This window comes from Thalassoglobus neptunius, from assembly GCF_007859735.1.
Lineage (GTDB): Bacteria > Planctomycetota > Planctomycetia > Planctomycetales > Planctomycetaceae > Thalassoglobus > Thalassoglobus neptunius.
Genome location: NZ_SIHI01000008.1, coordinates 1 through 24,633, shown reverse-complemented (window position 1 = coordinate 24,633; position 24,633 = coordinate 1). Strand labels below are relative to the sequence as shown.

The 24,633-nt window shown below is 52.9% G+C and carries 19 protein-coding genes; 12 read left to right on the top strand and 7 right to left on the bottom strand.

The features are described from left to right. Positions 1 to 569 precede the first annotated feature (569 nt). Both KOR42_RS14855 and KOR42_RS14850 read right to left on the bottom strand, forming a co-directional pair. Positions 570 to 1,688 (bottom strand): carboxylate-amine ligase, encoded by a 1,119-nt coding sequence (locus tag KOR42_RS14855; protein WP_146510627.1) that lies wholly within the window; start codon positions 1,686 to 1,688, stop codon positions 570 to 572. A gap of 52 nt (positions 1,689 to 1,740) precedes the next feature. Further along, a complete protein-coding gene (locus KOR42_RS14850) occupies positions 1,741 to 2,979 on the bottom strand; it encodes a M20 metallopeptidase family protein (protein ID WP_146510626.1) in 1,239 nt (412 codons plus the stop codon). A gap of 120 nt (positions 2,980 to 3,099) precedes the next feature. On the opposite strand from KOR42_RS14850, the gene KOR42_RS14845 reads away from it, so the two are divergent. The 7 genes from KOR42_RS14845 to KOR42_RS14815 all read left to right on the top strand — a co-directional run bounded on the left by KOR42_RS14845 (position 3,100) and on the right by KOR42_RS14815 (position 10,611). Beyond that, positions 3,100 to 3,378 (top strand): hypothetical protein, encoded by a 279-nt coding sequence (locus KOR42_RS14845; RefSeq protein ID WP_146510625.1) that lies wholly within the window; start codon positions 3,100 to 3,102, stop codon positions 3,376 to 3,378. A gap of 94 nt (positions 3,379 to 3,472) precedes the next feature. Then, positions 3,473 to 4,573 carry a leucine-rich repeat domain-containing protein gene (locus KOR42_RS14840; protein WP_146510624.1) on the top strand — a complete coding sequence of 367 codons (1,101 nt, stop codon included), beginning with the start codon at positions 3,473 to 3,475 and terminating at the stop codon, positions 4,571 to 4,573. A gap of 158 nt (positions 4,574 to 4,731) precedes the next feature. Beyond that, positions 4,732 to 5,439 carry a succinate dehydrogenase cytochrome b subunit gene (locus KOR42_RS14835; protein WP_146510623.1) on the top strand — a complete coding sequence of 236 codons (708 nt, stop codon included), beginning with the start codon at positions 4,732 to 4,734 and terminating at the stop codon, positions 5,437 to 5,439. 121 nt (positions 5,440 to 5,560) lie between these two features. Then, positions 5,561 to 7,471, top strand: a complete 1,911-nt coding sequence (locus KOR42_RS14830) for a fumarate reductase/succinate dehydrogenase flavoprotein subunit (protein ID WP_146510677.1) — start codon at positions 5,561 to 5,563, stop codon at positions 7,469 to 7,471. A 57-nt stretch (positions 7,472 to 7,528) separates the two neighbouring features. Further along, positions 7,529 to 8,320, top strand: coding sequence for a succinate dehydrogenase/fumarate reductase iron-sulfur subunit (locus KOR42_RS14825; protein WP_146510622.1), 792 nt, complete (start codon positions 7,529 to 7,531; stop codon positions 8,318 to 8,320). Positions 8,321 to 8,711: 391 nt separating this feature from the next. After that, a complete protein-coding gene (locus tag KOR42_RS14820) occupies positions 8,712 to 9,938 on the top strand; it encodes a cofactor-independent phosphoglycerate mutase (RefSeq protein ID WP_146510621.1) in 1,227 nt (408 codons plus the stop codon). A 76-nt stretch (positions 9,939 to 10,014) separates the two neighbouring features. Next, complete coding sequence (locus tag KOR42_RS14815; protein ID WP_197441208.1) at positions 10,015 to 10,611, top strand: cytochrome c oxidase subunit 3; 597 nt, start codon at positions 10,015 to 10,017, stop codon at positions 10,609 to 10,611. Between the two features lie 130 nt (positions 10,612 to 10,741). On the opposite strand, the gene KOR42_RS14810 is transcribed toward KOR42_RS14815, so the two are convergent. After that, positions 10,742 to 11,389, bottom strand: coding sequence for an FHA domain-containing protein (locus KOR42_RS14810; RefSeq protein ID WP_146510619.1), 648 nt, complete (start codon positions 11,387 to 11,389; stop codon positions 10,742 to 10,744). Positions 11,390 to 11,592: 203 nt separating this feature from the next. After that, the gene (locus tag KOR42_RS14805; protein ID WP_197441207.1) at positions 11,593 to 11,961 is read right to left on the bottom strand and encodes a response regulator; all 369 of its coding nucleotides are present in this window, start codon (positions 11,959 to 11,961) and stop codon (positions 11,593 to 11,595) included. Between the two features lie 308 nt (positions 11,962 to 12,269). Between KOR42_RS14805 and KOR42_RS14800 the strand changes: the two genes are divergently transcribed. After that, positions 12,270 to 16,691: an outer membrane protein assembly factor BamB family protein gene (locus KOR42_RS14800; RefSeq protein ID WP_197441206.1), complete on the top strand. Its 4,422-nt coding sequence runs from the start codon at positions 12,270 to 12,272 to the stop codon at positions 16,689 to 16,691. A 161-nt stretch (positions 16,692 to 16,852) separates the two neighbouring features. Here KOR42_RS14800 and csrA read toward each other — a convergent pair whose 3' ends face one another. From csrA to hisI, 3 genes are all read right to left on the bottom strand, one after another. Next, entirely contained in the window at positions 16,853 to 17,059 is a 207-nt protein-coding gene (gene csrA, locus KOR42_RS14795) for a carbon storage regulator CsrA (RefSeq protein ID WP_146510616.1), read from the bottom strand. Positions 17,060 to 17,389: 330 nt separating this feature from the next. Further along, positions 17,390 to 18,268 (bottom strand): ATP phosphoribosyltransferase, encoded by an 879-nt coding sequence (gene hisG / locus KOR42_RS14790; protein WP_146510615.1) that lies wholly within the window; start codon positions 18,266 to 18,268, stop codon positions 17,390 to 17,392. A 96-nt stretch (positions 18,269 to 18,364) separates the two neighbouring features. Further along, entirely contained in the window at positions 18,365 to 18,748 is a 384-nt protein-coding gene (gene hisI, locus KOR42_RS14785) for a phosphoribosyl-AMP cyclohydrolase (protein ID WP_146510614.1), read from the bottom strand. Between the two features lie 658 nt (positions 18,749 to 19,406). On the opposite strand from hisI, the gene cysC reads away from it, so the two are divergent. The 4 genes from cysC to KOR42_RS14765 all read left to right on the top strand — a co-directional run bounded on the left by cysC (position 19,407) and on the right by KOR42_RS14765 (position 24,360). Then, entirely contained in the window at positions 19,407 to 20,012 is a 606-nt protein-coding gene (gene cysC / locus KOR42_RS14780) for an adenylyl-sulfate kinase (RefSeq protein ID WP_146510613.1), read from the top strand. Between the two features lie 276 nt (positions 20,013 to 20,288). Continuing rightward, positions 20,289 to 20,612: an HU family DNA-binding protein gene (locus KOR42_RS14775; protein WP_146510612.1), complete on the top strand. Its 324-nt coding sequence runs from the start codon at positions 20,289 to 20,291 to the stop codon at positions 20,610 to 20,612. Between the two features lie 466 nt (positions 20,613 to 21,078). Beyond that, on the top strand, positions 21,079 to 21,954 hold the full coding sequence (locus tag KOR42_RS14770; protein WP_146510611.1) for an alpha/beta hydrolase: 876 nt from the start codon (positions 21,079 to 21,081) through the stop codon (positions 21,952 to 21,954). Between the two features lie 672 nt (positions 21,955 to 22,626). Next, positions 22,627 to 24,360, top strand: a complete 1,734-nt coding sequence (locus KOR42_RS14765; protein ID WP_146510610.1) for a hypothetical protein — start codon at positions 22,627 to 22,629, stop codon at positions 24,358 to 24,360. Positions 24,361 to 24,633: the final 273 nt, after the last annotated feature.

The following is a 24,633-nucleotide window of genomic DNA, read 5'->3' as shown; positions in this document are numbered from 1 at the left end:
GTTGAGAGAGTGATAACCCTTTTATGTGAGCCAGGTGTTCGCCTCGTTGAGGAGTCTCACCCGTTCAAATCTTCGGCTCTTGCCGCTTTCTTACTCTTCAAAAAACTCGATCGACTTTCGACAACTTCTGCGGAACTTCGACGTATTTGCAACCGAATGCAACCGAAGCTTCTGCGAGAAGATTGAGAAAAGAAGAAGCAAGAGTCGTCAAAAAAATGGAGGGTATTGCTGAATTGACCTCCCGTGTCTCTCAGATTCACTCTCGTCAACGCAATGAGAATCCAAAGGAAGAAACGTGGGAAGGTGAGATTGTATAGACCTTCAGCGATCACTTTCCATAACAGCTGGAAGGATCATAGCTATCAGGCAATTTCAGGAAAAGGGGAAATTCTGAAAATTAGAATGTGTTTTTGGTTAACCCTTGATTTTCATGACGACTCACAACTTTCCGGGCTCCTTCCGAGCCCTCTCAGCCCCCGATTTTGTGCCAGAATTGAAGAAAGTCGACACTCTGGCCGCATCGACAATGGCGGGGGACTCAGCTGCCGCGCTCATTCAGCGACTCCCATTCAACTGATGCGGGATTGCTCGACCAACCACCGGACGAGCTGCTGCTGGCAGCCGAATCTTTCCAGATGATCCATTTGTCGCTCGGCCCAGGTCGGTTGTTGAACAAACTCACCAAACTCCATCAATTCAGCCTCGCAACCGAGGTCCTGAGAGATGCCCCGGAACTTTTCAATCGTCGACTTGATGATCTCTCGCGTCGGAACGAGTTGATGATTCTGGCTGTCGACCAACTCGGCATCCAATCCATATCGGGCAGCGCGCCATTTATTCTGCCTGACCAGCATCGGATGACAATCATGCTGATAGAGACCTTCATCGATCTCATCGGAAAGCGACTTGATCAAACAGTGAATGTAAGCGACCAGTCCGAGCGCATCGTCCAGGCGACCGGGCATATCACAGATGCGAACCTCCACTGTTCCAAAGTTGTGATGCGGCCGCACGTCCCACCAGATTTCTCGGATCGATTCAATAAATCCTGTATGAATCAGATGATTGACGAGCCACGCGTATTCGCTCCAGTTGCGCATAAAGGGAGGCAAACCTGCCGTCGGAAGCCCCTCCATTACTTTCGTCCGCCACGAACACAAACCCGTTTGGCGGCCTTCCCAAAACGGGCTGTTACAACTCGCAGCGAGAAGAATCGGCAAGTGACTCAGAATGCGATCACAGATCATCACCGCCTTGTCACCCGAATCCACACCGACATGCACGTGAAGCCCGAAGGTTACCAGTTGACGGGCTGTGTCTTGCAGAAGATTGACGATTCGGTTGTAACGTTCATTGTCGCTGACCTGCTGGTCATGCCATGACGAAAACGGATGTGTCGCAGAAAAGAGCAAATCGACACCGTTTTCCTCTGCAGCGGACTGAACCGCCTTCAACTGCTCGCGAAGCTGTGCTCCCGCCTCGCTGACTGTTGAACAGACATCCGTGTTGACTTCGATATAGCACTCCATCAACTCCGGCTTGACCGTTTCGCAATCAGCACTTGAAAGCACCTGGAGGATCGCCGGACACCCTGACCGCAGACTTCCCGTCTCGCGATCCACCAGAGCCATTTCGATTTCGACTCCGAGCGACGGCCCGAGACTTTCTGAGAAGGGAATTTTTGACATCGTCGGCTTCGCTCCAGTTGCGACTGTGTGGAAATAACCTCGCGGGAACAGTCTAACCGCAATTGGTATGCCGCAGATACCATTCCACGACACTCCCGGCGAGAACTTTCGTTCCGACGGCAAGAGAATCTTCGTCGATGTCGAACAGCGGAGAATGAAGCGGAGGGGCGTTTTGAGTGTTTTTCACACACCCCAACCGGAACATCACCCCCGAAACCTTCTGCAAGTAATTGGCGAAATCCTCGCCTCCCATACTCGGCCGAGAAATCTCCTGCACACCTTCTCGACCAAGCAATTCACCCGAAACTTCGCGAACGATCTTCGTCAATTCCGGATCATTCTCGACCCCCGGGGGACCATGACGATGCGAGACCGTGATCGCTGTCCCGCTGGCTTCTGCGACACCTCGTGCGAGTCGTTCGAGATGCCGAATCGTGTTCTCGCTGATCCGCAAATCGAGAGTCCGAAGCGTTCCGCGGACGATCACCTCATCGGGAATCACGTTCGGATTTTGCCCTGCCTGAATTTGGCCGAAGCTGACCACAACGGGATCTTGAGAATCTGTTCCACGCGGAATGAACAGGAAAATTGAACTGATCAATTGCGCAGCTGCTGCGATGGGATCACACGCCTCATGGGGACGAGCTGCATGCGCCCCGCGACCGAGAACCTGAACTTCCAGCTCGTTGCAATCCGCCGTGAATGCTCCCGAGCGAACTCCAATCGTCCCGGTTTCTCTTGATGGATCCATGTGCAGACTCATCAACGCCTGAATCCCATCAACCGCTCCCGCCTTCACCAGTTCGATCGCTCCACGATTCGTTTCTTCTGCCGGTTGAAGCAAGACCCGCCACGGAACCGACCACTCGGGAAACTTCTTCGACAAATCAATCAGCGCCAGCATCGTCCCGTATGCGATCGCCGCATGCGCATCGTGCCCGCAAGCATGCATCAACCCTTCACTCTGGCTGCAATAGCTTGTGTTCTTCTGATCCTGAATTCGCAGCCCGTCAATATCTCCACGGATTGCGATCAACGGATCTTTTCCGGGCGCATCAATAATGAGTCCACGATTTCCTGGCCCGACAACAGTCCGGACATCCAGTTCCTTGAGCTTCTCAAGAAAAAACGCCGTCGTGTGAAACTCTTCGCCGCTCGGTTCAGGATGCTGGTGGAGAAATCGCCGAATGTCCCGAATATGCCCCGCGCGTTGATCCACCAACCGACTGATTTCTTGAAGCCACGGGCGTTTTCCCTGTTGATTCACAAAAACCTCCCAGCCTTTCGTCATTGCTCTCTCGATCAATCGTAACACGTTGACTGACACGAAAAAAACGCGCCTGCTTGGAGCAACTTCATCCTCGGCGCCGATTGGCTACAATGCCATCTCATCTGAACCCAGGACAATCCCATGCCTCGTGAATACTCCAATTACCAGAAAAAAGTCATTTCCCGGTACTACGAGAACCGGGAACAGATCGACAGCCAGCGGCTGAGCGAACTGGTCACCAGCCTCTATCTGGCGACTGGCGCCAAGCAAAAAGCCAAGCTGTGGAACTCAGCTCAGGAAGCGATGGAACGACTTGATGTTCCCGGTGGTCGCATCCAGCATGTTATTGCATCCGGAGACCCGGCAGTCCTGGCAGAGGTCGTCAAAGACCTCGAATCGGGTGCCATCAAACCCAAATAAATCTACTGGGCTTCGATCGAATTCTCTGTGAGTGAGATCGAGAACTCTCAAACTCACGGCCATTTTTTGCTCGAAATACGAGAAAGCCGCATCCATGGCGAAGCAACACTTCTATTGCTCAACACCCACTCAGAACTTTCCGCTTCCAGAAACGCAGCGTCTCACCCTGTTGCTCGGATGCCTTACTCTTTCGTTCACCATTTCCGGGTGTAGCGAGAATCCGCCGAGCGAAAGCTCCGATGGCTCCGCTTCAACCTTCACGGCGGTCAAGCCTGAAGAACAGCCCTCGAATGCGGAGGACGACACTCCGAAAATGTTGAGTGCGGACGAACTTCGCACACAACTCGGAGCCAACGAAAACGCCCACTTCGAAAAGACCGGACGCAATTTCACGGTCGCCGATCTCGGAAACAGCGGGGTCACAACCCTCGAACCGTTGCGCGGACTTCCTCTGAAAGTCTTGAACCTTTCCCAAACGCGGGTCACTGACCTGTCTCCACTGGAAGGGATGAAAATCGAACGGATGGGAATCTCCGAAACCGACATTTCCGACATGTCGCCCTTAACCGGTGCTCCACTGGAACACCTCGACGCGACGCGCTCTGAACTGGAAGACCTCTCGTTCCTCGAAGGAAACACGAAACTGACCCACCTCTATCTGGAAGGTGCGAAGGTTGGCGACATTTCTCCATTGAAGTCATGCCCGCTCAAAGTCTTGTGGCTGAACGGCTGCCCCGTGGAAGATCTTTCGATCCTCACAGGCAAACAACTGGACGAACTGAATCTTTGCGATACTCCCATCGAAGACCTGAAGACTGTTCAGTCCATGAGGCTTGGCACTCTCTGGATGCGAAACACGAATGTGAAGGACCTCACCGGAATCTCGGACCACGGACTTGTGAGCTTGGACGTCGAGGGAAGTTCGGTGAACAACCTCAACGCACTCTCCGGAATGAACACCCTCAAGCGGCTCAACATTTCCCGAACTCAGGTCACCGACTTGAGCCCACTTGCCGACCTCCAACTCGAACGGCTGATTTTCACGCCAAATCTCATTAAAACCGGAATCGAAGCAATTCGGAACATGAGATCTCTCCAGCAAATTGACACATCATTCGACGGCGTCGCCCAACCAATGACACCTTCTGAATTCTGGGAACGCTACGACGCTGGGGAGTTCAAAGCTGAGAGTTAACGAAACTGCAGCGAATCGAACGTTGCAGATGTTGACCGAAGCCCTATAATCCGCCGAAGTTGCGATGGCAAAAGGGGTACCGTTTGCTCATCGGATGCTCGGTATTGAGTGACGTTGACCTCGAATTTTTGACGGCATCGAAATTGAAGGAGCCGAAATTGAGCTGGCTCACTGGCTTTCTGAAGTCTACCGTGGGACGCAAATTCGTCATGGCGCTCACGGGCCTGTTCCTCTGTTTCTTTTTGGTCGTGCACCTTTCAGGAAACCTGTTGCTGTATGTTGGAGGCGAAGCGTACGACAAATACGCCCACGCTCTGCACAGCAACGAAGAATTCCTGATGCTGGCGGAAACGCTCCTCTTCGCGGCCTTCGCTCTGCATATCGTGCTCGCCTTCACGACGACGTGGGAAAACAAATCCGCGAGAAAAACAGGGTACCGGAAAACGGAGTCGAAACGAGACGACCGTGCCTTTCCGCTTCTCCTGGCTCCAGATTACACGATGATGGTCACCGGTCTGGTCGGAATGCTCTTCCTGATCGTCCACATCTCCGACTTCAAACTGGAGTTTGGATGGGGACTCGAGGACATGACACCCGCCCAGAAGGCCGGATTGATCGTTTCGGACGGAACTCGGCTGATTATTTACATGGCCGGGGCCATCGCGTTGGGAATTCACGTTTCCCACGGTTTGGCAAGTGCCTGCCAGACAATTGGATTCAATCATCCCAAGTACACTGCGGGAATCCAACTGGTTTCGCGCATCTTCGGAGTTGTTGTCGCCCTTGGCTTCAGCAGCTTCCCTGTGATGGCTCAAATGTACCCTGAGTGGTTTCAGTTCGTCGGAACGGTAACAACCGGCCATTGATTTCAGTTGTCTGTGAAGTCGCAGCAGTCAGAAGATTGATTCTTCAATTCCGGAAAAACACATCGGGAACACCGCTGCTCGCTGTTGAAAAATGCCTGGTAGGAAATTGACGATGAGTCAAATGGAACTTCACTCAGATGTCCCCGGCGGCCCGCTTTCGGAAAAGTGGGAGAAGCACAGGAACGAGATGAAACTCGTTTCTCCGAACAATAAGCGTCGGTTCGACATCATCGTCGTCGGAACAGGACTCGCCGGCGCAGCTGCGGCTGCTTCTCTCGGAGAGTTGGGCTACAACGTCAAAGCTTTCTGCTATCAAGACTCCCCGCGACGGGCGCACAGCATCGCGGCTCAAGGGGGAATCAACGCTGCCAAGAACTACCCGAACGACGGAGATTCCGTTCACCGGCTCTTCTATGACACAATTAAAGGGGGAGACTTCCGAGCGCGAGAAGCGAACGTCTATCGCCTTGCAGAAGTCAGCGGTTCAATCATCGACCAGTGTGTCGCTCAGGGAGTTCCCTTCGCCCGAGAATATGGCGGACTGCTCGCCAACCGGACGTTCGGCGGAGCCCAAGTATCGCGAACGTTCTACTGCCGTGGACAGACCGGACAACAGCTCCTGCTTGGAGCTTACAGCTCCCTGATGAGGCAAGTTTCTGCGGGGAAGGTCAAAATGTACCCCCGCCGGGAAATGCTCGATCTGGTCACAGTCGACGGAATGGCACGCGGGATCGTTTGCCGAAACCTCAAGACCGGTGAGTTCGAAACTCACGCCGCCCACGCAGTGTTGGTCTGTACCGGGGGCTACGGGAACGCATTTTATCTGTCGACCAATGCAAAGGGGTGCAACGTCACCGCAGCCTGGCGATGCCACAAGCGTGGAGCATTTTTCGCCAACCCATGCTTCACTCAGATCCACCCAACCTGTATCCCGGTCAAAGGGGATTATCAGTCGAAACTCACTCTGATGAGTGAGAGTCTTCGAAATGACGGGCGGGTCTGGGTTCCCAAAGACCCTAACGACAGCAGAGCGCCACAGGACATTCCGGAAGAAGATCGAGATTACTATCTCGAACGTCGGTATCCTGCCTTCGGGAATATGGTGCCTCGCGATGTCGCAAGTCGCGCCGCCAAAGAACGGTGTGACGAAGGTTACGGAATCGGCGAAACCGGAATGGCTGTGTACCTCGATTTCCGACGAGCCATCCAGGAACAGGGAGAAGATGCCATCCGCAGCAAGTATGGCAACCTCTTCCATATGTACCAGAAGATCACGGACGAAAACCCGTACAAGACCCCAATGCGAATCTATCCCGCGGTGCACTACACCATGGGTGGGCTTTGGGTCGACTACAACCTGGAAAGCACTATTCCGGGACTGTTCGTACTCGGCGAAGCCAACTTCTCAGACCACGGAGCGAACCGCCTCGGTGCCAGTGCCCTGATGCAGGGTCTCGCCGACGGATACTTCATTGCTCCGTACACCGTTGGTCATCACCTTGCCGGACGAACGATCAAGCCGGTCACGACCGCGCATCCTCGCTTCGAAGAAACGAAAAACGAAGCGAAGGACCGAGTTGATAAACTTCTGCGAATCAACGGAACCCGCACCGTTCAAAGCTTCCATCGTGAGCTTGGACAAATCATGTGGGACTACTGCGGAATGGCCCGCAATGCTCAAGGACTGAATCAGGCGATTGACAAAATCCGGCTGATTCGCGAACAGTTCTGGAAGCAAATCCGAATCCCCGGCAGTGGAGAGTCGTTTAACCAACAACTCGAAATGGCTGGACGCGTGGCGGACTTCCTCGAGTTTGCTGAGGTCTTTGCTCAGGACGCTCTCACTCGTGAAGAATCCTGCGGTGGCCACTTCCGGGAAGAGCATCAAACTTCGGAAGGTGAAGCCGAACGCGACGACGAAAACTTCACACATGTCGCTGCCTGGGAACACGTTCCGAACGGCGAAGCCAAGCGGCACGTTGAACCACTTGAGTTTGAAAACGTCGAACTCACAACACGAAGTTACAAGTAGCGAACCACGCCCGAGGTTGCGGCAGTCACACATCCTTTATTCTCGATTGATCTGACCATGAGCCACTCTGACCAGAATCTGAACCTGACACTTCGAGTGTGGCGCCAGGACGGCCCAAGCGACCGTGGGCGATTCGTGGATTACAAAGTCAATGGGATTTCGACGCACATGTCGTTCCTTGAGATGCTCGACGTTCTCAACGAACAACTGGTCGCCGCGGGAGAAGAACCGGTCGCCTTCGACCACGATTGCCGCGAAGGAATTTGCGGAACGTGTGGAGTGATGATCAACGGTCAGGCACACGGTCCAGACAACGAAACGACGACATGCCAGCTGCACATGCGTCGCTTCAAAAGTGGCCAGACAATCGTCATTGAACCATGGCGAGCCAATCCATTCCCAGTGATTAAAGACCTTGCCGTTGACCGGACTGCATTCGATCGAATCATTGAGTCGGGCGGATTCGTCTCGGTGAATACGGGACAGGCTCAGGACGGGAACTGCCTCCCGATTCCTCGTCAGGATCAGGAAAGCTCACTCGATGCAGCTGCCTGCATTGGCTGCGGTGCATGCGTGGCTGCGTGCAAGAACGCGTCAGCCATGCTCTTCACTTCGGCGAAAGTGTCTCACCTGGCTCAACTTCCACAAGGTGATCCAGAACGGTCACAACGCGTCGTGAACATGGTCGCCCAGATGGATGAGGAAGGCTTCGGAGGCTGTAGCAACACTTACGAATGTGAAGCAGCCTGTCCTGCGGGCGTCTCCGTTGAACACATTGCCCGACTGAACCGCGAGTACATTAAAGCATCATTCTGCTCGACCGCCGTTCCGGCAACCAAATCAAAGTAAGAGACCAGTTGCATGGTGCTCGAACTCGCAACCGATTGAGCGCCACATGAAAGCCGCTTCAATTGTTGAACAACTTTTGAACAACATTAACCTCCGCAACTTCGCGGAGGTTTTTTCATCGAGCCACCCGATTTCCGCAATCGGTTTGATCCGTCGATAAAATTGGTATCAGCTTGCGAGCAAAAGCCACTTTCATGGGAAAAACCCGTTCAGGCGAGTGCAGAAAACCCCTGAAAATGGCCCAGAGCATTTTCTGTTTTGGTTTGCACTTACTCGCACGAGCAAACTCAGCCTTTTCCCTGATGAAAAAAGTTCAAGCGAGTGAACAGGAAAGAGCAACTTGCTCTAGAATGTTCTCTCTTCACGTTCTCACTCTAAGATTGGCAATCTCATGAAGTATGCGTTGGTAATTCCCGATGGCTGTGCCGACGAAGCTCAAGACTCGCTGGGAGGAAAAACTCCTTTGGAAGCAGCCAAAGTGCCACATATGGACGAAATCGCCAAGCTGGGACGATTGGGACTCACTGACAACGTTCCCGAATCAATGCCATCCGGGAGCGACGTCGGAACGATGAGCCTGTTCGGCTACGACCCGCTTGTCTACCACACAGGCCGAGCCCCACTGGAAGCTGCCGCTCAGGGGATTGAACTGGAAGCCGGGGACTGGGCCATTCGATGCAATCTCGTGACCGTCGTTGATGGCATCATGAAAAGCTTCACTGCGGGTCAGATTTCAAACGATGTCGCTCGCGAACTCATTGAGCTGTTGCAAAGTCACTGTTGCGGAGACCAACACTGGAAATTTCACGCAGGGGTCAGCTACCGAAATTTGCTGATCTACCGGGCTCGGGGAGATAAAGCCCCATTCGCGTCCGACACTTACACCGTTCCCCCTCACGACATTACCGATCAACCGATCTCGGATCATTTGCCGATGGGATCGGGAGGGTGTGATCTTCGCGCACTGATGGACAAAAGTGTCGAGCTGTTCGAATCTTCTCAAGCCAACCAAAAGCGTCTTGCCGACGGCCTTCTCCCAGCGACACAGGCCTGGCTGTGGGGACAAGGATCGCGACCGAATCTTCAACTGTTCTCAGAGCGTTTCGGAGTCAGCGGAGCGGTCATCACTGCGGTCGACCTGCTGCGAGGAATCGGAAAGCTGATCGGCTGGGATGTTGTCGAAGTCGAGGGCGCAACCGGTTATCTCGACACGGATTATGCTGCGAAGGGACGGGCTGCGATCGAAACATTAAACAAAGGTCATGACTTTGTCGTCGTTCATGTCGAAGCGACCGACGAAGCTTCTCACGAAGGTCTCGCTGAGGAGAAAGTGACCGCGCTGGAAGAAATCGATGAAAAAATCGTCGGTCCCTTGCATCGCCACCTTCGCGACCAGGGGGACTACCGAATTCTCGTCTGTCCGGATCATCCAACGTTTCTCCGCACCAAGACACACAGCCACGGGTACGTTCCCTATGCGTTCTGCGGATCGGATGTGCCATGTGTTGGAGCAAGCGCCTATAATGAACCGTCAGCCCGACAGACAAACGAAGTGATCGAACAAGGCCACAACTTGATGGGCACATTCTTCGATCTGTCAGGCTCGGATTCAGAATAGCTCTTCGAACTGGTGAGTGAACTCGAAATTACTGACTCACCAGTTTTCAATGCCGAGCCCCGTATGGATGGCAATTATGCCTGGCTCTCAGAGTTCGATTTCAACGTCGAGTCGTTACGCAGGAGGTCAAAGTCTGCAAGCCCTGCGAATGGTGGCGGTCTGCGTTAGTTCCGTGATCCTTGCCATGGGACTGACCTGGATTTTGCAGCGTCTTTTCGGCAAACCGAACGTCGATCACGAGGGGCTCTATTTCCCTCCTGCATTCGCCTTCAGCACTCTCATTCTCTTCTCGGGAAGCGCCTCACTGAGCAAGGCCCTTTCGCACGTCAAACGGGAGCAGCAGAAACCTTTCCGCAAGTGGTTACTCGCCAGTCTTGTCCTGGGAAGCTTGTTTATCGGCGTGCAGTGTTATGCCCTCTGGTCGCTCTTTCCGACTGAAAGGACATACGAGTCGGCATCAGTGGGAGTGACTGCTTTCGTGCTTTGCCTCGCGACCCTCCATGCCATTCACTTTTTCGTCGCGACGATGTTTCTCTCGCTGATCGTGATTCGGTCATGGAGCGATCGCTATGACCATGAGTACTTTTGGGGAGTCCGCGCATGCTTCTGGTTCTGGCACTTTCTGGGAGTCGTCTGGATTGCGATTCTGGCGGTCATCGCAATTGCCATTTGAAGCATAGTTCGCTCCCCCGTTTCGAGCACTCCACGAAACCGATGGCTTCTCCGAGATTCGCGACCGTGGAGTGGCTTTGTTCGATCACGTTCAATGCCGCTCAGTATCGATTCAGAAATCGGCAGCGTTTTTACTCGTCGGACGGGTTCGCCAGTTCAGTCAGATACCGTGCCAGAACACCGGGCACAGACTGCAACCGGTGCCATGCATCTGGAGGGAGCACGACATCTTCGCTGATTTGTTCATCGTTTTGACCTGCGTCGCTTTTCCGTCGACTTGAGATCGAATTCAGAGCGGCCAAGACCTCGGTTCGGGCGAATTCAACCAAGCTGGCAACCTGCGCTGCCTGAAGGGCATTTAAGTCAGCGGGACACTCCGGCGGCCCTCCGGGAAAGGCTGGCTGAACAAGTTCGTTGTCTTCCAGAAACACGCTGGAATCATCATCTGCGTCGACAGGAACTCCTGCACCGGCGATGTTGATCTCCGACGGGTTTCCGACGATCAACAGACATCTTCCCACAGCGATTTGATCCCCAAGCTGGATCATTCGCATTTTCGTGTAATGCCCATTCACTCGAGTCCCGTTGGTGCTGTCGAGGTCCGTGAGGATCAAAGCGTCGTCATTTCCTTGCACTTTTGCATGAAATCGACTGATTCGCTCATCGTTGAGCTGCACTTCGTTCTCTTCTTCGCGTCCAATCGTGAACGGCGTCTCGAGATCCCGCAAGACAATTCCCGCTTCATGCCCCTGAATCACCTGAATCGTGACCAATGCCATCGTCCGTCCGACCTTGCTATTTCGACGTGATCAATGCGGCGGGATGGATCTTTCGCTGGTTGGTCTGAAACCACGAATTGCGAAAGAGAGAGTTTCGCGACTGACTCTCAATACGACTTACCGCTTCCGCGACAGTTGCAATCGTCGAAACGGCAGAGACTGAGAGTCTCTACCGGGTCAGAAACGACCGCACTCCATTGAAACTATAGCTCCAAAGCACAATGGATGGTATCGATCAGGTGTTGCGCTCGTGGAGGCTTCCTCAGAACAGAAAACGTTTCCAGCCCGTAGGCTTCGGCTTCCAGTTCTTGTGACAAGTCCGAAGTCATCAAGATACAGGGCAATCGTGATTGATGTTCCCGCAACCAGCGGATCGCGTCCAGCCCGGTCATGACGTGCATGTGCATGTCGAAAAGAACGACATCGATCGATGTCGTGGAGACGACCTCGATCGCGTGCTCTGCACAGTCGACTGCGATTGTCTGGAAATGAGGCTCGAGAAACTCAAGAACGGTTTCACGAAAAGCGCAATCATCGTCCGCAACAAGGAGTTGCGGACTGGCATCAGACATCGATTCTTTTGCAAGGTTCACGGTCTTCGTCCACTTCTGATGATGATTTCCCTGTTATTCGGTAGCACACTTTCCGCGAAGCTGTCAATTGTTTTTCTGAACAGATCTCATTGCGGAGCCAATCCGGAAACATTTTTTCACCCAGGGCGTCTCCGACAAGTCCTGTCTTCAAGCAAAATTGATCCGTCGAAATCTGACTTTGCGGCGAGGTCTCGCATTCTCAACGTGGCCTCACCGGGTATGATTTCGGTATGAACAATCAGTCCCATTTGACACACAACCCGTTCGATATGTTCCCCGGAATCCCGATGAGTCATCATCGTCGAACTCAATTCATCATTGTCTGGTGTGCGACCTGCTTTCTGGTCGTCGCTGCACAGAACGCCCAGGCCCAGTTCTTTAACCCATTCGGGAATCAAAACCAGCTTCAGCCGTCCGGCGACATTGACGACCTTGTTCTGCGGCTGCCAACTGATCACCTCGCACAGTCTGCCTACCTGCAGGGGAACGACCTGATCGAAGAGGGAAAGGTGGCCGATGGGCTCAAAGTTCTGCAATCGATCCTCGACGAATCTGTCGACTTCTTCACCACAGACGAAAACGTTGTCGGGGAGCCCATTTCCAGTCTCGTCCGCTCGACAATCCAGACGCACCGGGATGAGTACGAAAGACTGTACGGCGGTGAAGCCCAACGACTCCTGAAACTTGCCGTCGCGGAACAGGACCAACTTGCAATCGGAGAAGTGGCGAGGCGGTTTGCCGCAACCAAAGCGGGGGGCGAAGCACTCAGGATTCTCAAGAGAACGCGACTGGATGTGGGGGATCTCTCGGGAGCCAAACGAACACTTTCCGACGACCGGTTAAACGTCCATATCGAAACTCTCAAAGAGAAGATCCAACTCGGCTCGGAATCCGAGTCCCCTCTGCAAACATGGACAAACCCGCATGGCAGCCCCTCTCATGCAGGCCGTTTTGAGTTCTCTCCTGTCCGGTCCAGTCAATTGTGGGGTCGGCAGTTGATCGACGAGTATGACTTCTTTCTGGGGGATAGAAACCGGGAAGCGGCGCTCGTTCAGGAATCGCTCTCGATTGCAAACGCAACAGGTTCTCAGGTTCATTCCTCTGACAAACTGGTCAGTTTCCCAGCCGGTCGAGCACTCAGTGTCGGCAATCTGGTCCTGGTGCCGGGTTACGCAGCCCCGAAGGCCTACGACATTGAGACCGGCGAACTTGTGGGTGTCGGAATCAAGTCTGACGAAACGTTCGACTATCTCTTCAAAGCGACATCAAGCCCTGCCGGTCAGCGTGATCCCTTTCGAGAGGAAATGCTCTCCCTGTTCTTTTCTCTGCGAGGCTGGCGAGACTTGACGTCATCGTCGTTGAGTACAGACGGGGAATTCGTATACGCCATCACCGACTGTCAGCTTGTCGGAAGCACTCAGCCCGATCTTCTGATGCGGTCGAACCATCGTCATGAACTTCTTCCTCAGTCGTTCAATCAGCTTCATTGTTACGAAATCGCCTCCGGTCTCCGAAACCGGTGGTCGATCGGATCGATGGACGACCAATCCATGATTCCATTTGACCAGGTGACGGAACTTCCCCGACAGGTCTTCTTCTATGGGGCTCCACTTCCGATCAACGATCAGCTCTTCGTGATTGGTGAAGAACGCGGTGAAGTCCAGTTGTTCGAAATCGACAAACACAATGGAGACATTCTCTGGTCGATCGGTTTGCTCAATCCCAATCAGGATCTGGTGTTCGCGGATTCGAGGCGGCTGGCTGGTCTGATGCCTGCGTATCTCGACGGCCTCTTGATTTGCCCGACTGGGGAAGGAGTGCTCACAGCGATCGATCCTCTCAATCGATCTGTTGTGTGGACACATCAATATCAGAAAACAGCCCGAGCATCTTCACCGGATCTGTTTCTTCGAAGACGGCGTCCCCGCTCACAGAACATTTCCGATTCCATCGAACGCCTGCTGGACGATCGGCGATGGTTTGAAAGCAAGATCGTCGCTGCAGATGGACTTGTCTTTTTCACTCCACCGGACAGCGATGAACTGGTCGCAGTTAAACTTGAAGACGGTTCTTCGGGCTGGGAAAACACTGTCCCACGTGGACAGATGATTTCGATTCTGGGAGTGCGTCAGGATCAACTCATCGTTCTGTCGAGGCGAGAGATTCTGGCACTCTCCACAGTTGATGGCAGCCGTGAGTGGAGCGTTTCGATTCCGATTCCATCCGGACGAGGAGTTCGCATGGGAGACACTTATGCGCAACCGCTTTCCACCGGAGAAGTGGCTTTCGTCGATCTCGCCACCGGAACAATGCTCGCTCGTTCAATGGTTTCTCCGGATGCTCCGATCGGCAACTTAACCGTCGCTGGTGACCGACTCGTGATGCAGACAGCGACTGAAATTTCCGCATTCTCAAGCGAATCAGAGATTCGCGAGTCACTCGCAAGTTTCGATGGCAACTCCCCGGAGCGAGTCGCCGCTCTCGCCGAAATCACTTTGCAACAAGGGGACTGGGAACAGGGATATCAAGCCTTCACAAGTATCTCGCTCGATGAATTGCCGGAAGCGAGTCGTTCGGTGCTTGCATGGGCAATGATCGAACGTCTGGCCCGGTATGACGAGGAGTTCAACGTCGACGAAATCAGCAACATCGAGCCGCTCTTCACGAACGCGGAGCAGATGTTTGAATTTCGCAAACACCTCGCCAACCGCTTCACCAGAAGTGGCCAGTACGGAGAAGCGATCGACCAGTATCTGGAGATTCTCAACAAGAATGAGACTCAAGGGACAACACAAGACTCTGACGGAATCGTTGAAATTGATTCCCAACGGTGGGTCCTTTCTGAAGTCTTCGACATCTATCAGTCCGCATCAGAAGACGATGCCAAGCTTCTGCGTCAACGAATCAATGACTGGCTCCTCGAACAATCCGATGACTCCGCTGCTATCCTCGTGATGCGGTCGTTTCCGAAAGAGATCCTCGACTTTGAAAACGTCCTCGAGAGGCTGCAATCGATCGAACTCACTTCGAAACGGGCAAATGAACTCTCTCTGATGTGGACTCGACTTCTGAAAGATCTCCCGTCGGAAGAACATCCGCAGGCGCTCGTTGAACTGGCGAAGATCTCCCTGTTCATGAATGAAGGGCGAAACGCAAACGCATACCTGACAAAGGCCGAGCTGACCCTTCGCGGTCAGGAGCCTGCCGCAGAGGGTGCTCTCGAAGAGATCAAAAACCTCCGCACCGCGCGGGAATGGGCCGAGCTTTTTCAAACGGTGCCTGTATGGCCGGAAACAGCCTCGTCGACAGACGACGTGAATGCCGTCGAGCTTCATCACCGCTATCAAATCCCTCAGCTGGGGCCTTCTTCGATTCCCCTTGAAGGCTGGTCATTCTTTCTCGACCAAATGGGAAGCTACATTGATGTCTACGATAACGATGGGGTACGAAAAGCCCGTCTTCAAACCGGCATCCGATCGACTCGATTTCCTCTCGGTTCCCGGCTGGGACGGCACGTTTCGACGTTCGGCAGCTTTGCCGTCATCGTTCTCGCAGAACGATTTCTACTTGTCGACTTTCAATCCAACACCGAGCTTCCCCGCGTTCTCCTGAATGAATCTCTCGTTGAAATTGAGGATGACTTTGTCGAACAGCGTGTGTTTTCCGATCCGCTCAATGAACCGGTTCCCGGATTTCGAACGTTTCTCTCGTACCGACAGGAGCAAGGTGAGTTCACGGGCGATGTGGGAACATTGACGACATCGTTTCTCTGCTTCGGACGAGGAATCGATCTGAAGGTCATCGATCCGCTGACGGGTCGACTTCTCTGGGAACGGAATGACCTGGAACCCGGGAGCGAGATCTTTAACGACGACGAATACATCCTCACCAAAGCTCCGAAATCAGAAATCGTCCGGATTTTCCGAGCGCTCGACGGAGAGGAAATCGGAACTCAGGAGATCCCTGAAGAGACCATTCGAGGCCCACTCGACCGACACTTCGGCGAATGGCGACGTTACTGGCCAGTGCTTCACACGAACGGTGAGACACTCGAATTTCAGATGTATGACCCCGTTTCGGACGAGGCCATCTGGACAGCGACAGTCCCGTCCGGATCGATCTGGACAACCGTTGATGGCTCTTCAATTGGTCTTCTCGACCCAGAAGGCAAGTTCGTTGTTCTCGACGGTCAGACAGGCGTGCAGCGAATTCAAACGCAGACGGAGATCACAAACTCTCCTCGAAGCATCGAAGTTCTCACTCGTGGTTCGACATGGATTGTGGTCCCGGGAGATGGTGCCCCGGAATTCCATCACTTCTCGTATTCTTCGGTGACGACTCAAACCCTGGAAACGACGGTCAACGGGAAGGTCACCTGCATCGATCAACAGGATGGAAGCTTGATGTGGGCGAGAGAAATCACCGACCAGAAGTTTAACACCCTGACCCCGTCGGCATGGCCCATTCTGTTCTTCGCGTCTCCAGAAGGGAGAAGAATGGAGTTGATCGTCCTCAATCGATTTACCGGTCGAGAGATCTTCAACGATACATTTATCAGCGACGCATACCTGATTCGATGGAAAGCGTCGACGCAGCCGCTTCTCATTCAGATTGGGGTCGGCAGAAACACCGTTGGGATCGCCTGCGAGGAAATTGTCGCTCCCGCAGTCCCTCAGCAATCAGAAGATCCACCTGCACAGAATGAGTGATGCGGTTTGAGGAATGAGATCTCTGTGATGCGATCTCTGCGTTCGCAATCTCGTTGTACGCGCTCAGTCCTGTTGGGCACACGCTGGCAAGAGATGACGGAGAGCCTTCTCTCATAGGTGCGATTGCCCGAAACCGATCGCGTGACAAGATCGCCCAACGATCACTTTTCCGTGGGTGTGGACTGTGGCTTACAGCCTGACTTCTGTTCGCTTTGAATGGCCTGATAGACCTCTTCCCGATGGATACTGACTTCTTTAGGTGCTTCGATCCCAAGGCGAACCTTGTCGCCTTGAATAGAGACGACCATCAAAGTGATCGAGTCTCCAATAATGATCTTTTCATCCTGTTTTCGACTGAGTACTAGCATAACTCCGATTCCTGTCGTGGCTCCTTTGACATCGTCCCCTTGAAAAGTCGGACGGATCACCAAACGTAGCCCACTATGGGTTCACAGGATCGGAAGGAAAGTCTTGAATTTCAGGATGTTGAAGCGAAAGGGCCAATTCTGATGGATCGACTGGGCAAAGCGAATCGTTCCACTGGCTACGGTTACTTCGAATGTGACGCTGCGTCTCGGACAACTGTCACATCCCCATCACCCGCCCTCTCTTCATGCAGGAACCAACAGCGAACCTGATGAGATTCGACAGGAATTCGCTGATGCTATTCTGAAAATCGGGGAATCCGAGAAACCCGCTCAATCGATAATCTTTGAGATGGGAAACTCAACAATTCCATTCGCTCCATTGGCAATCAGTTCAGGCACGATGGTCCGAACTACTGACTCTTCGATGATGGTATTCACTGCCACCCAGTCAGGGTCCGCCAATGACGCAACCGTTGGATCTTTCAATGCTGGAAGATTCCGCAGAATCGTTGGAAGGTCCGATCTCCGAACATTCATCATCAACCCAACTTTTCCCTCAGCAGCCAGACAGGACTTAAGCATCAGAGCGATGTCCTGCAACTTCTGAGACTTCCAGTTGTCGGTCATTGAGGTCTTGTTCGCGATCATCCGCGTCGTGCTTTGCAGCACTTCGTCGACGATCCGCAAATCATTCGCCCGAAGCGACGAGCCCGTTTCTGTGACCTCAACAATGGCATCTGCGAGTCTGGGTGGCTTGACCTCCGTCGCTCCCCATGAGAATTCCACAGCTGCCGTCACCCCGTGCTTTTTCAGATAAGCTTCTGTCAGGCCCACTGCCTCAGTCGCGATGCGTTTGCCTTCGAGATCATTCACACTCTGAATTGGAGAATCGTTCGGGACACAAAGAACCCAGCGAACCGGGCGACGACTCACCTTTGAGAACACGAGTTCGCAGATCTCAGTCACTTCGGCCTGCGTTTCCTGAATCCAGTCGAAGCCGGTGATTCCCGCGTCGAGAATGCCATTCTCGACATACCGGGCCATCTCCTGAGCGCGAATCAGCAGACATTCAATTTCGTCGTCATCGATGGTCGGGTAATACGACCGAGAGGAGAATTTGATGTTGTAACCAGCTTTGCGAAACAATTCTGCGGTAGCATCCTGCAGACTTCCAGCTGGAATTCCGAGCTTGAGAGTTCTCTCTGACATGAGGCGATCACTCGTGGTTCGATATCGATGAGTTGATGGAATAAGTCGACGACGTTAACGGACTCGCAGAGAATCCAAAGTTTCAAATCGTCTTGTTTACTTCTTGCCGTAGACCTGGCTGGGATCGAAGACTCGCTCACCTTCGACAGACACGGATTTCGATTCGGGATCAATTTTTCGAAAGAAGCAGGACTGATAGCCCTCGTGGCAGGCGGCGCCTCCAACTTGAACGACCTTCACCAGAATGGTGTCCGCGTCGCAGTCGAAGTAGATCGATTTCAGTTCCTGAACGTTCCCGCTCTCTTCCCCTTTTCGCCACAGCTTCTGCCGACTCCGACTATAGTAACAAACTCGCTTAGTGCTCAAAGTTTCCTGATAAGCGACTTCGTTCATATACGCCAGCATCAATACGACGCCCGTCTCATCGTCTTGAGCGATGACCGGGATCAGTTCGTATTTTTCAAAATTTGGACCATTCACGTCAGCTAACTCTCTATTGAATTCTCATCTGAAGATCACGTCCCCTCTTGGCAAGTTCAGCGATCATGACAGTCTCGCTTCTGACAACTTCGCCGGAGGTCGTGTTGATCTGTTTCGTGTCACATGATTTCAGTTACTTCGAACTCTGAATGTGCTCCCGCCTGAGCAATGTCACTTTCTGCAGTGATTCTCGACCAGTCGCGACTGCCATCTTCAACGCAGGACACATCTGCCGGGAACAAGTTCGAACTGAATCGATCGGCAACGAGGGAGCCATTTCCAGTGATGGCTGCATGTCCCTCAAGATGCTGAATGTCCCTTGAGCTTCTCAGTGTTTCTCACCTGGCGTTTCTCACCTCATCGGTGTTTCTCAAGGTGTGGTGAGAATCAGTGACTGAATTGACCAGCGTCCGTTCATCCGCCCCACAATCACCGACGGTGCTAATCTAGCACTTCCGCCCAGACCGCTCCAGTAAGTGCCCTGCGACACACTCCCCTGTAACGAGCCCCTGTAACGAGGGCACATGCTGCGGGAGCATAATCGAAAACGAGAGGGCGAAAAGATTCCGGTCGATTCCTTTTCACGCTTTCAGAGATTCTCTAGCATGCGAGAAGAAAATGGCATCTTTTCCATAGCAAAACTGATTTGAGAAACGCAATGGCCGAACAAAAGGCAACAAACGTTCATTGGCACGATCACCGGGTTTCCTCCGAAGACCGTAAAAAACTGAAGGGTCACAAGTCCTGTGTGCTTTGGTTTACCGGACTGAGCGGATCGGGAAAAAGCACAATTGCCAATACCGTTGATCACAAACTGGCTGAGATGGGCAAGCACACCTACTTGCTCGACGGCGACAATATTCGCATGGGGCTGAACAAAAACCTCGGTTTTTCTGCGGAAGACCGAGCGGAAAACATCCGTCGAATCGGAGAAGTTGGCAAACTCTTCTCAGATGCGGGGATGATCACCCTGACTGCATTCATTTCCCCATACCGAGCAGACCGTGACGCTGTCCGTGCATTGCTCGAAGATGGCGAATTCGTCGAAGTTTACGTCGACGCACCGCTCGAAACATGCGAAGCACGTGATCCGAAAGGGCTTTACAAGAAGGCCCGAGCTGGCGAAATCAAAGGTTTCACCGGGATTGATGACCCATACGAAATCCCAGAAAACGCTGAGCTTGTTCTCGATTCCGACTCCAAAGGGATCGATGAACTCGCTGACGAAGTCATCGCATTTCTCAAAGAGCGTGGGATGATTTAGTCACTCAACTGCCCGCTTTCGATGAGTCATATCGCGTGGAATTTTCATCGATTGGAGTTCACTCAGCGTCACTGGTGATCTCGATGGTTGCACCCGGGAAACTGTATTTCCTGTCCCAAATGAGCGTTGACCGCAACATTTTTGCGGAAAAAGCGACCATTTTGTCGACTTTGCCTGCGTGCGGCAATTGACATCCATTGACTGCAGAATTCTACTTAGGGCCTCAATAACTTCAATTTCAGGTCGATTTCAGACCGCCATTTGAAAGGAGCCACGATGGCGAAGAAGGCTGTAGCTGCTAAACCTCTGACCAAGACACAGATCCTCAACGAACTGTCGGAACGAACCGGCATGACCAAGAAGGAAGTCGCTGACTTCTTCGACGTTCTGGAACAAGTCATCGCTGAAAACATCGGAGCAAAAGGGCCCGGCGCTTTCACGATTCCTGGACTGCTGAAGATCGTGAAGAGAATTCGCAAGAAGCAACCTGCCAAGAAGGGAATCAATCCCCGAACTGGCGAAGAAATCATGATTGCTGCAAAGCCTGAACGAAAAGTCGTGAAGGTCACAGCGCTCAAAAAACTGAAAGAGATGGTTTAAGCCACAACGAAGCCAGCAGTCGAGTCTGAACCGACTTCACTGAGTCCATCGACGACGTTTGGTTTTCTTGCTCCATCGATCCCTTCGACCACGTAACATGGTCGAAGGTTTTTTTATGGAGTCACCCCGACAAACAGAAAACTCACTCCACCATTCCGAAGCGAGTGAGCAAATTTTGACTCGCAGAGATTCGCTCTCCTCGAAATTTCTCCCGACAGAACTCATTCACATTCTTTGATGAAACCGTCGCACTCTTTACTATGACGGGGCTGCTCTCGAATGACTTCGTGTTGAATTAGAGGATTCTTTTTGATTGGGTTTGTACTCACTCGCACGAGCAAACTCAGCCATTTGTCTGATGAAACAGCGAAAGCGAGTGCACAGGCAAGAGCCACTTGCTCCAGAAGTCACCATCCCGCATCACTCGAAGAGCTTCTGATCGATTTTCAACTCAGGAGAGACAGGCATGGTTGTTCCCGGTCCGATTCGCTGGCTGCTGATCCTCGCAATTGCGATCTCTGCCTCGCCGAGGCAACACGCAATCGCGGAAGAATTGCACGACATCAAATATGCGACGGTCGACAGCCACGAGCTTCTGCTCGACCTTTACCTGCCGGACGATGCCGTCAATCCGAAACTCATCGTCTGGGTTCACGGAGGCGCCTGGAGGTCTGGTTCGCGAAGATCAATACCGCTGAAAGATCTCGTCGACGAAGGGTACGCCGTTGCGAGTATTGACTATCGATTGTCACCCGTTGCTCGTTTCCCCGCACAGATTCATGACATCAAAGCAGCGATTCGGTTTCTCAGAGCGCATGCCTCGGAATACGGATACGATGCACGCTCTATCGGGATCGCGGGAGCATCGGCCGGAGGACACCTCGTCGCACTCGTCGGTGTGACTAATGGGAACTCCAAACTTGAAGGCCGGGTCGGTGGTCATCTCGACCAAAGTTCTGATGTCCAGGCAATCATCGACTTGTATGGACCGACAAATTTGACAACGATTCTTCCGCAATCGACTCCACACGGACTCGGAGTACGCATCCCTGCCCTTCAACTTCTTTTGGGGGGCCAACCGGAAGACAAAACGGAACTGGCTGAACTGGCGAGCCCCGTCTTTCACGTCGATGCTTCGGACCCTCCGCTTTTAATGCTCCATGGAGATCAGGATCCTCAGGTTCCGGTGAACCAATCTCTTGAGCTGCTGGGACGGTACGAGGAGTTCGAGATTCCTGTCGAACTTGAAATCATCCACGGAGGAGCCCACGGTGGGGCCCTATTCTATGATTCTTCTCGAATCGAGCTGATGGTGAGTTTCCTGCAAAAGTCACTGAAATAGAACACGTTAGACCGATTTCACGGTTTCACGAAGTCGTCGGAATTCGAGTCACTGGAGCTTCGGTTCCTCCACGCATGATTGTGAACAACGACCATTCAGGAACCTGCTTCACCTGACTCATCGATTTGTTGACACCAAAAGGCCATTCCTCAGGTAGTTCCTGTCAGAAAATTGGTGAGTCATTGGGAGGATTTGCGAATCGCGGGAGTGCTCAGATCGCCTGCCGCCAACTTCGCGAAAATCGTGATCCAATCCGCAAACAATTCACGACGACTGTTGAAGCGAATTTTGCAAGAAAACCGTGAGAAATCCACTGATGCACCGAAACTCTGAGGCGAAGATCGAGTTGGAACTTTAACTGAACTCCTGAATAGAGCATTTTCTGTTTTGGTTTGCGCTCACTCGCACGAGCAAACTCAGCATTTTTCCTGATGAAAGAGTTCAAGCGAGTGCACCGGAAAAAGCAACTTGCTCTCGGAATTCGCCCCACCTTTGACTCAACGCCCTGCCCCTTCAGTAGAATTGAGAGACCGGTTTTCATCCAATCTCGAGAATTGTCCCACGCAGCGAAGCAGATTGAAGACGCAAGACAATCGATCGCACCGAAGTGAACTCATCACATCGACGAGCGTGACCAGCACTCGTGACTCTGAACCTGAACGAAAGTCATCTATGAAACGTCTTCCAGTCCTGCCCACTCAGACCAGTCGCGAATTCGTTCCGAGACTGAGACGAATCATCACAATTTGCCTGATCATGAGCTCTCTCGCTCTGATCTCCGCTCGGATCAGCAATGCACAGTCCTCCGAAGAACTGGACGAGGAAGACTACGGCCCTCGGCTTCCTTTTGCGATGGTGACCATCCGCAGCCTCGATCAGTCTCTCGTGAACATCGGCGAGATGTTCGAAGCCTCTGGTCGACCTGACATGACGGAGATGATTGAAGAGTTTCTCACAGATCGTGCTGGGAATCTGGATGGAATCGACCGGACGCGCCCGGTGGGCGTGATGTTCTTTCTTGATGATTCACTCCCGCCACGACCGACTCCAGTTGCGTACATCCCGATCGATGACCTCGACGCTTTCGTGAAAACCGCTTCGCTTGGCCCCTTGAAACCTGAACAAGTGGAAGGCGAAGAAGGACGCTTCAAACTGGGCGGCGGACGACGATCCCTGAATATGGTCATTCAGGATGACTATGCGTTCGCGACGCCCAACGAATACCTCCTTGAAGAAGAGATGCCGCACCCGCTCGATCACGTCTCTGGCCTCGCATCCCGGTACGACGCAAGTATCTCGCTTCAGCTTCGAAACATTTCGCCCATCATCCGCAACGTCTTCCTCGCAACGTTTCAAACCAGTGCTCAGGCGGAACTTCAGCAGAGAGATGACGAGACAGCAGCAGCTCACAAAATTCGAAAAGCCAATGGGCAAAGCGGGCTGGAATTCCTGACTCAGCTTTTGCGGGACGGAGAACAGGTCACGCTCGGCTTACAGGCGAATCCGGAAGAACAGACCGCCGCTCTCGAACTCCTCTTCGACGCGACACCGGATAGCGAATTCGCAAAGTTCATGACCAACATCGGTGGCCGGAAAAGTTCCTTCGAGGGGCTTTACTCCGAACTGCACCCGCTCACGCTCTCCATTTCATGGATGCTCGATCGCCGTGAACGCGAAGCGATGAATGGACTCGTCGACGCAATGGATATCGGATTCAAAGAGAATCTTCCTGAAACCGTTCACTCGTCGATTGAGAGACTCAGCCAGTCGCTCCGGGCGACGATTGAGCAAGAACACCTGAATGCCATCTTCCAGTTTGTTCCTCTGGAAGACCGAAAGTTCGTTCTGCTCGGGGCACTGAAACTCGTCGGGAGCAATTCCTTTGGAGAAGCACTTCGTGAAGTCTTGAGCGAAGTGACGTCCAATGACGCCATCGACTCCATTGAACTCGATGCGCACGAACATCAAAGCGTCGTTCTCCACCGGCTTCAGGGATCGGACTCAAGCGATCAAGATCGTCGAATCTACGGAGGCGATCCGAGCGTCTATCTCGGAACCGGAAACGGTGTTCTCTGGTTTGGGCTCGGGGGAGATGAAGTCACCTACGAATTGGATTTCGCAATCGATCAGTTCCTCGCTTCGTCAACGGCGACCATTGACGGAAGCACTGCCCCATTCCAACTGGTGTTTCGAATGTTGCCGTGGCTTGACCTTCCAACTCCGGAGAATGCAGATCCGCTTCAACGAGAATTGACTGACGAAGCGATGTCTGACGGCGGAGACGCTGTCCGCATCGAAATTCGACCGACCGAAAATGGAGCACGCGCTCGCATGCAATTCGAGAACGGATTTGTCCGACTCCTCGGCCTCTTCCTCGCAACAAAGTACGACGAAAGTCAGCTGTAACGTCGAAACATAATCTCTCCCAGTTCATCCGATCAACGCACTTGATTGAACCCAGCTCATTGCTGAACGGAGTCGATTCGCGAGAGAATTGTCACCGAGATCATTTTCTGTTTCGGTGTGCACTCACTCGCACGATCAAACTCAGAGCCTATCCGGAATCCTCTTCATGCTGTAAGTCGGTATTTGAACGGAGCTTGGTTGGGTGAAGGAGCTAAGCGGCGGAGCATGCGACCAATGGAAGCCACATAGATCATGGCTTCGCTCGATTTGGTG

Coding starts and splice junctions, on each gene's coding strand:
- KOR42_RS14855 (WP_146510627.1), bottom strand. CDS start 1,688: ATGTCAAAAATTCCCTTCTCAGAAAGTCTCGGGCCGTCGCTCGGAGTC.
- KOR42_RS14850 (WP_146510626.1), bottom strand. CDS start 2,979: ATGACGAAAGGCTGGGAGGTTTTTGTGAATCAACAGGGAAAACGCCCG.
- KOR42_RS14845 (WP_146510625.1), top strand. CDS start 3,100: ATGCCTCGTGAATACTCCAATTACCAGAAAAAAGTCATTTCCCGGTAC.
- KOR42_RS14840 (WP_146510624.1), top strand. CDS start 3,473: ATGGCGAAGCAACACTTCTATTGCTCAACACCCACTCAGAACTTTCCG.
- KOR42_RS14830 (WP_146510677.1), top strand. CDS start 5,561: ATGGAACTTCACTCAGATGTCCCCGGCGGCCCGCTTTCGGAAAAGTGG.
- KOR42_RS14825 (WP_146510622.1), top strand. CDS start 7,529: ATGAGCCACTCTGACCAGAATCTGAACCTGACACTTCGAGTGTGGCGC.
- KOR42_RS14820 (WP_146510621.1), top strand. CDS start 8,712: ATGAAGTATGCGTTGGTAATTCCCGATGGCTGTGCCGACGAAGCTCAA.
- KOR42_RS14815 (WP_197441208.1), top strand. CDS start 10,015: ATGCCTGGCTCTCAGAGTTCGATTTCAACGTCGAGTCGTTACGCAGGA.
- KOR42_RS14810 (WP_146510619.1), bottom strand. CDS start 11,389: ATGGCATTGGTCACGATTCAGGTGATTCAGGGGCATGAAGCGGGAATT.
- KOR42_RS14805 (WP_197441207.1), bottom strand. CDS start 11,961: ATGTCTGATGCCAGTCCGCAACTCCTTGTTGCGGACGATGATTGCGCT.
- KOR42_RS14800 (WP_197441206.1), top strand. CDS start 12,270: ATGAGTCATCATCGTCGAACTCAATTCATCATTGTCTGGTGTGCGACC.
- csrA (WP_146510616.1), bottom strand. CDS start 17,059: ATGCTAGTACTCAGTCGAAAACAGGATGAAAAGATCATTATTGGAGAC.
- hisG (WP_146510615.1), bottom strand. CDS start 18,268: ATGTCAGAGAGAACTCTCAAGCTCGGAATTCCAGCTGGAAGTCTGCAG.
- cysC (WP_146510613.1), top strand. CDS start 19,407: ATGGCCGAACAAAAGGCAACAAACGTTCATTGGCACGATCACCGGGTT.
- KOR42_RS14775 (WP_146510612.1), top strand. CDS start 20,289: ATGGCGAAGAAGGCTGTAGCTGCTAAACCTCTGACCAAGACACAGATC.
- KOR42_RS14770 (WP_146510611.1), top strand. CDS start 21,079: ATGGTTGTTCCCGGTCCGATTCGCTGGCTGCTGATCCTCGCAATTGCG.
- KOR42_RS14765 (WP_146510610.1), top strand. CDS start 22,627: ATGAAACGTCTTCCAGTCCTGCCCACTCAGACCAGTCGCGAATTCGTT.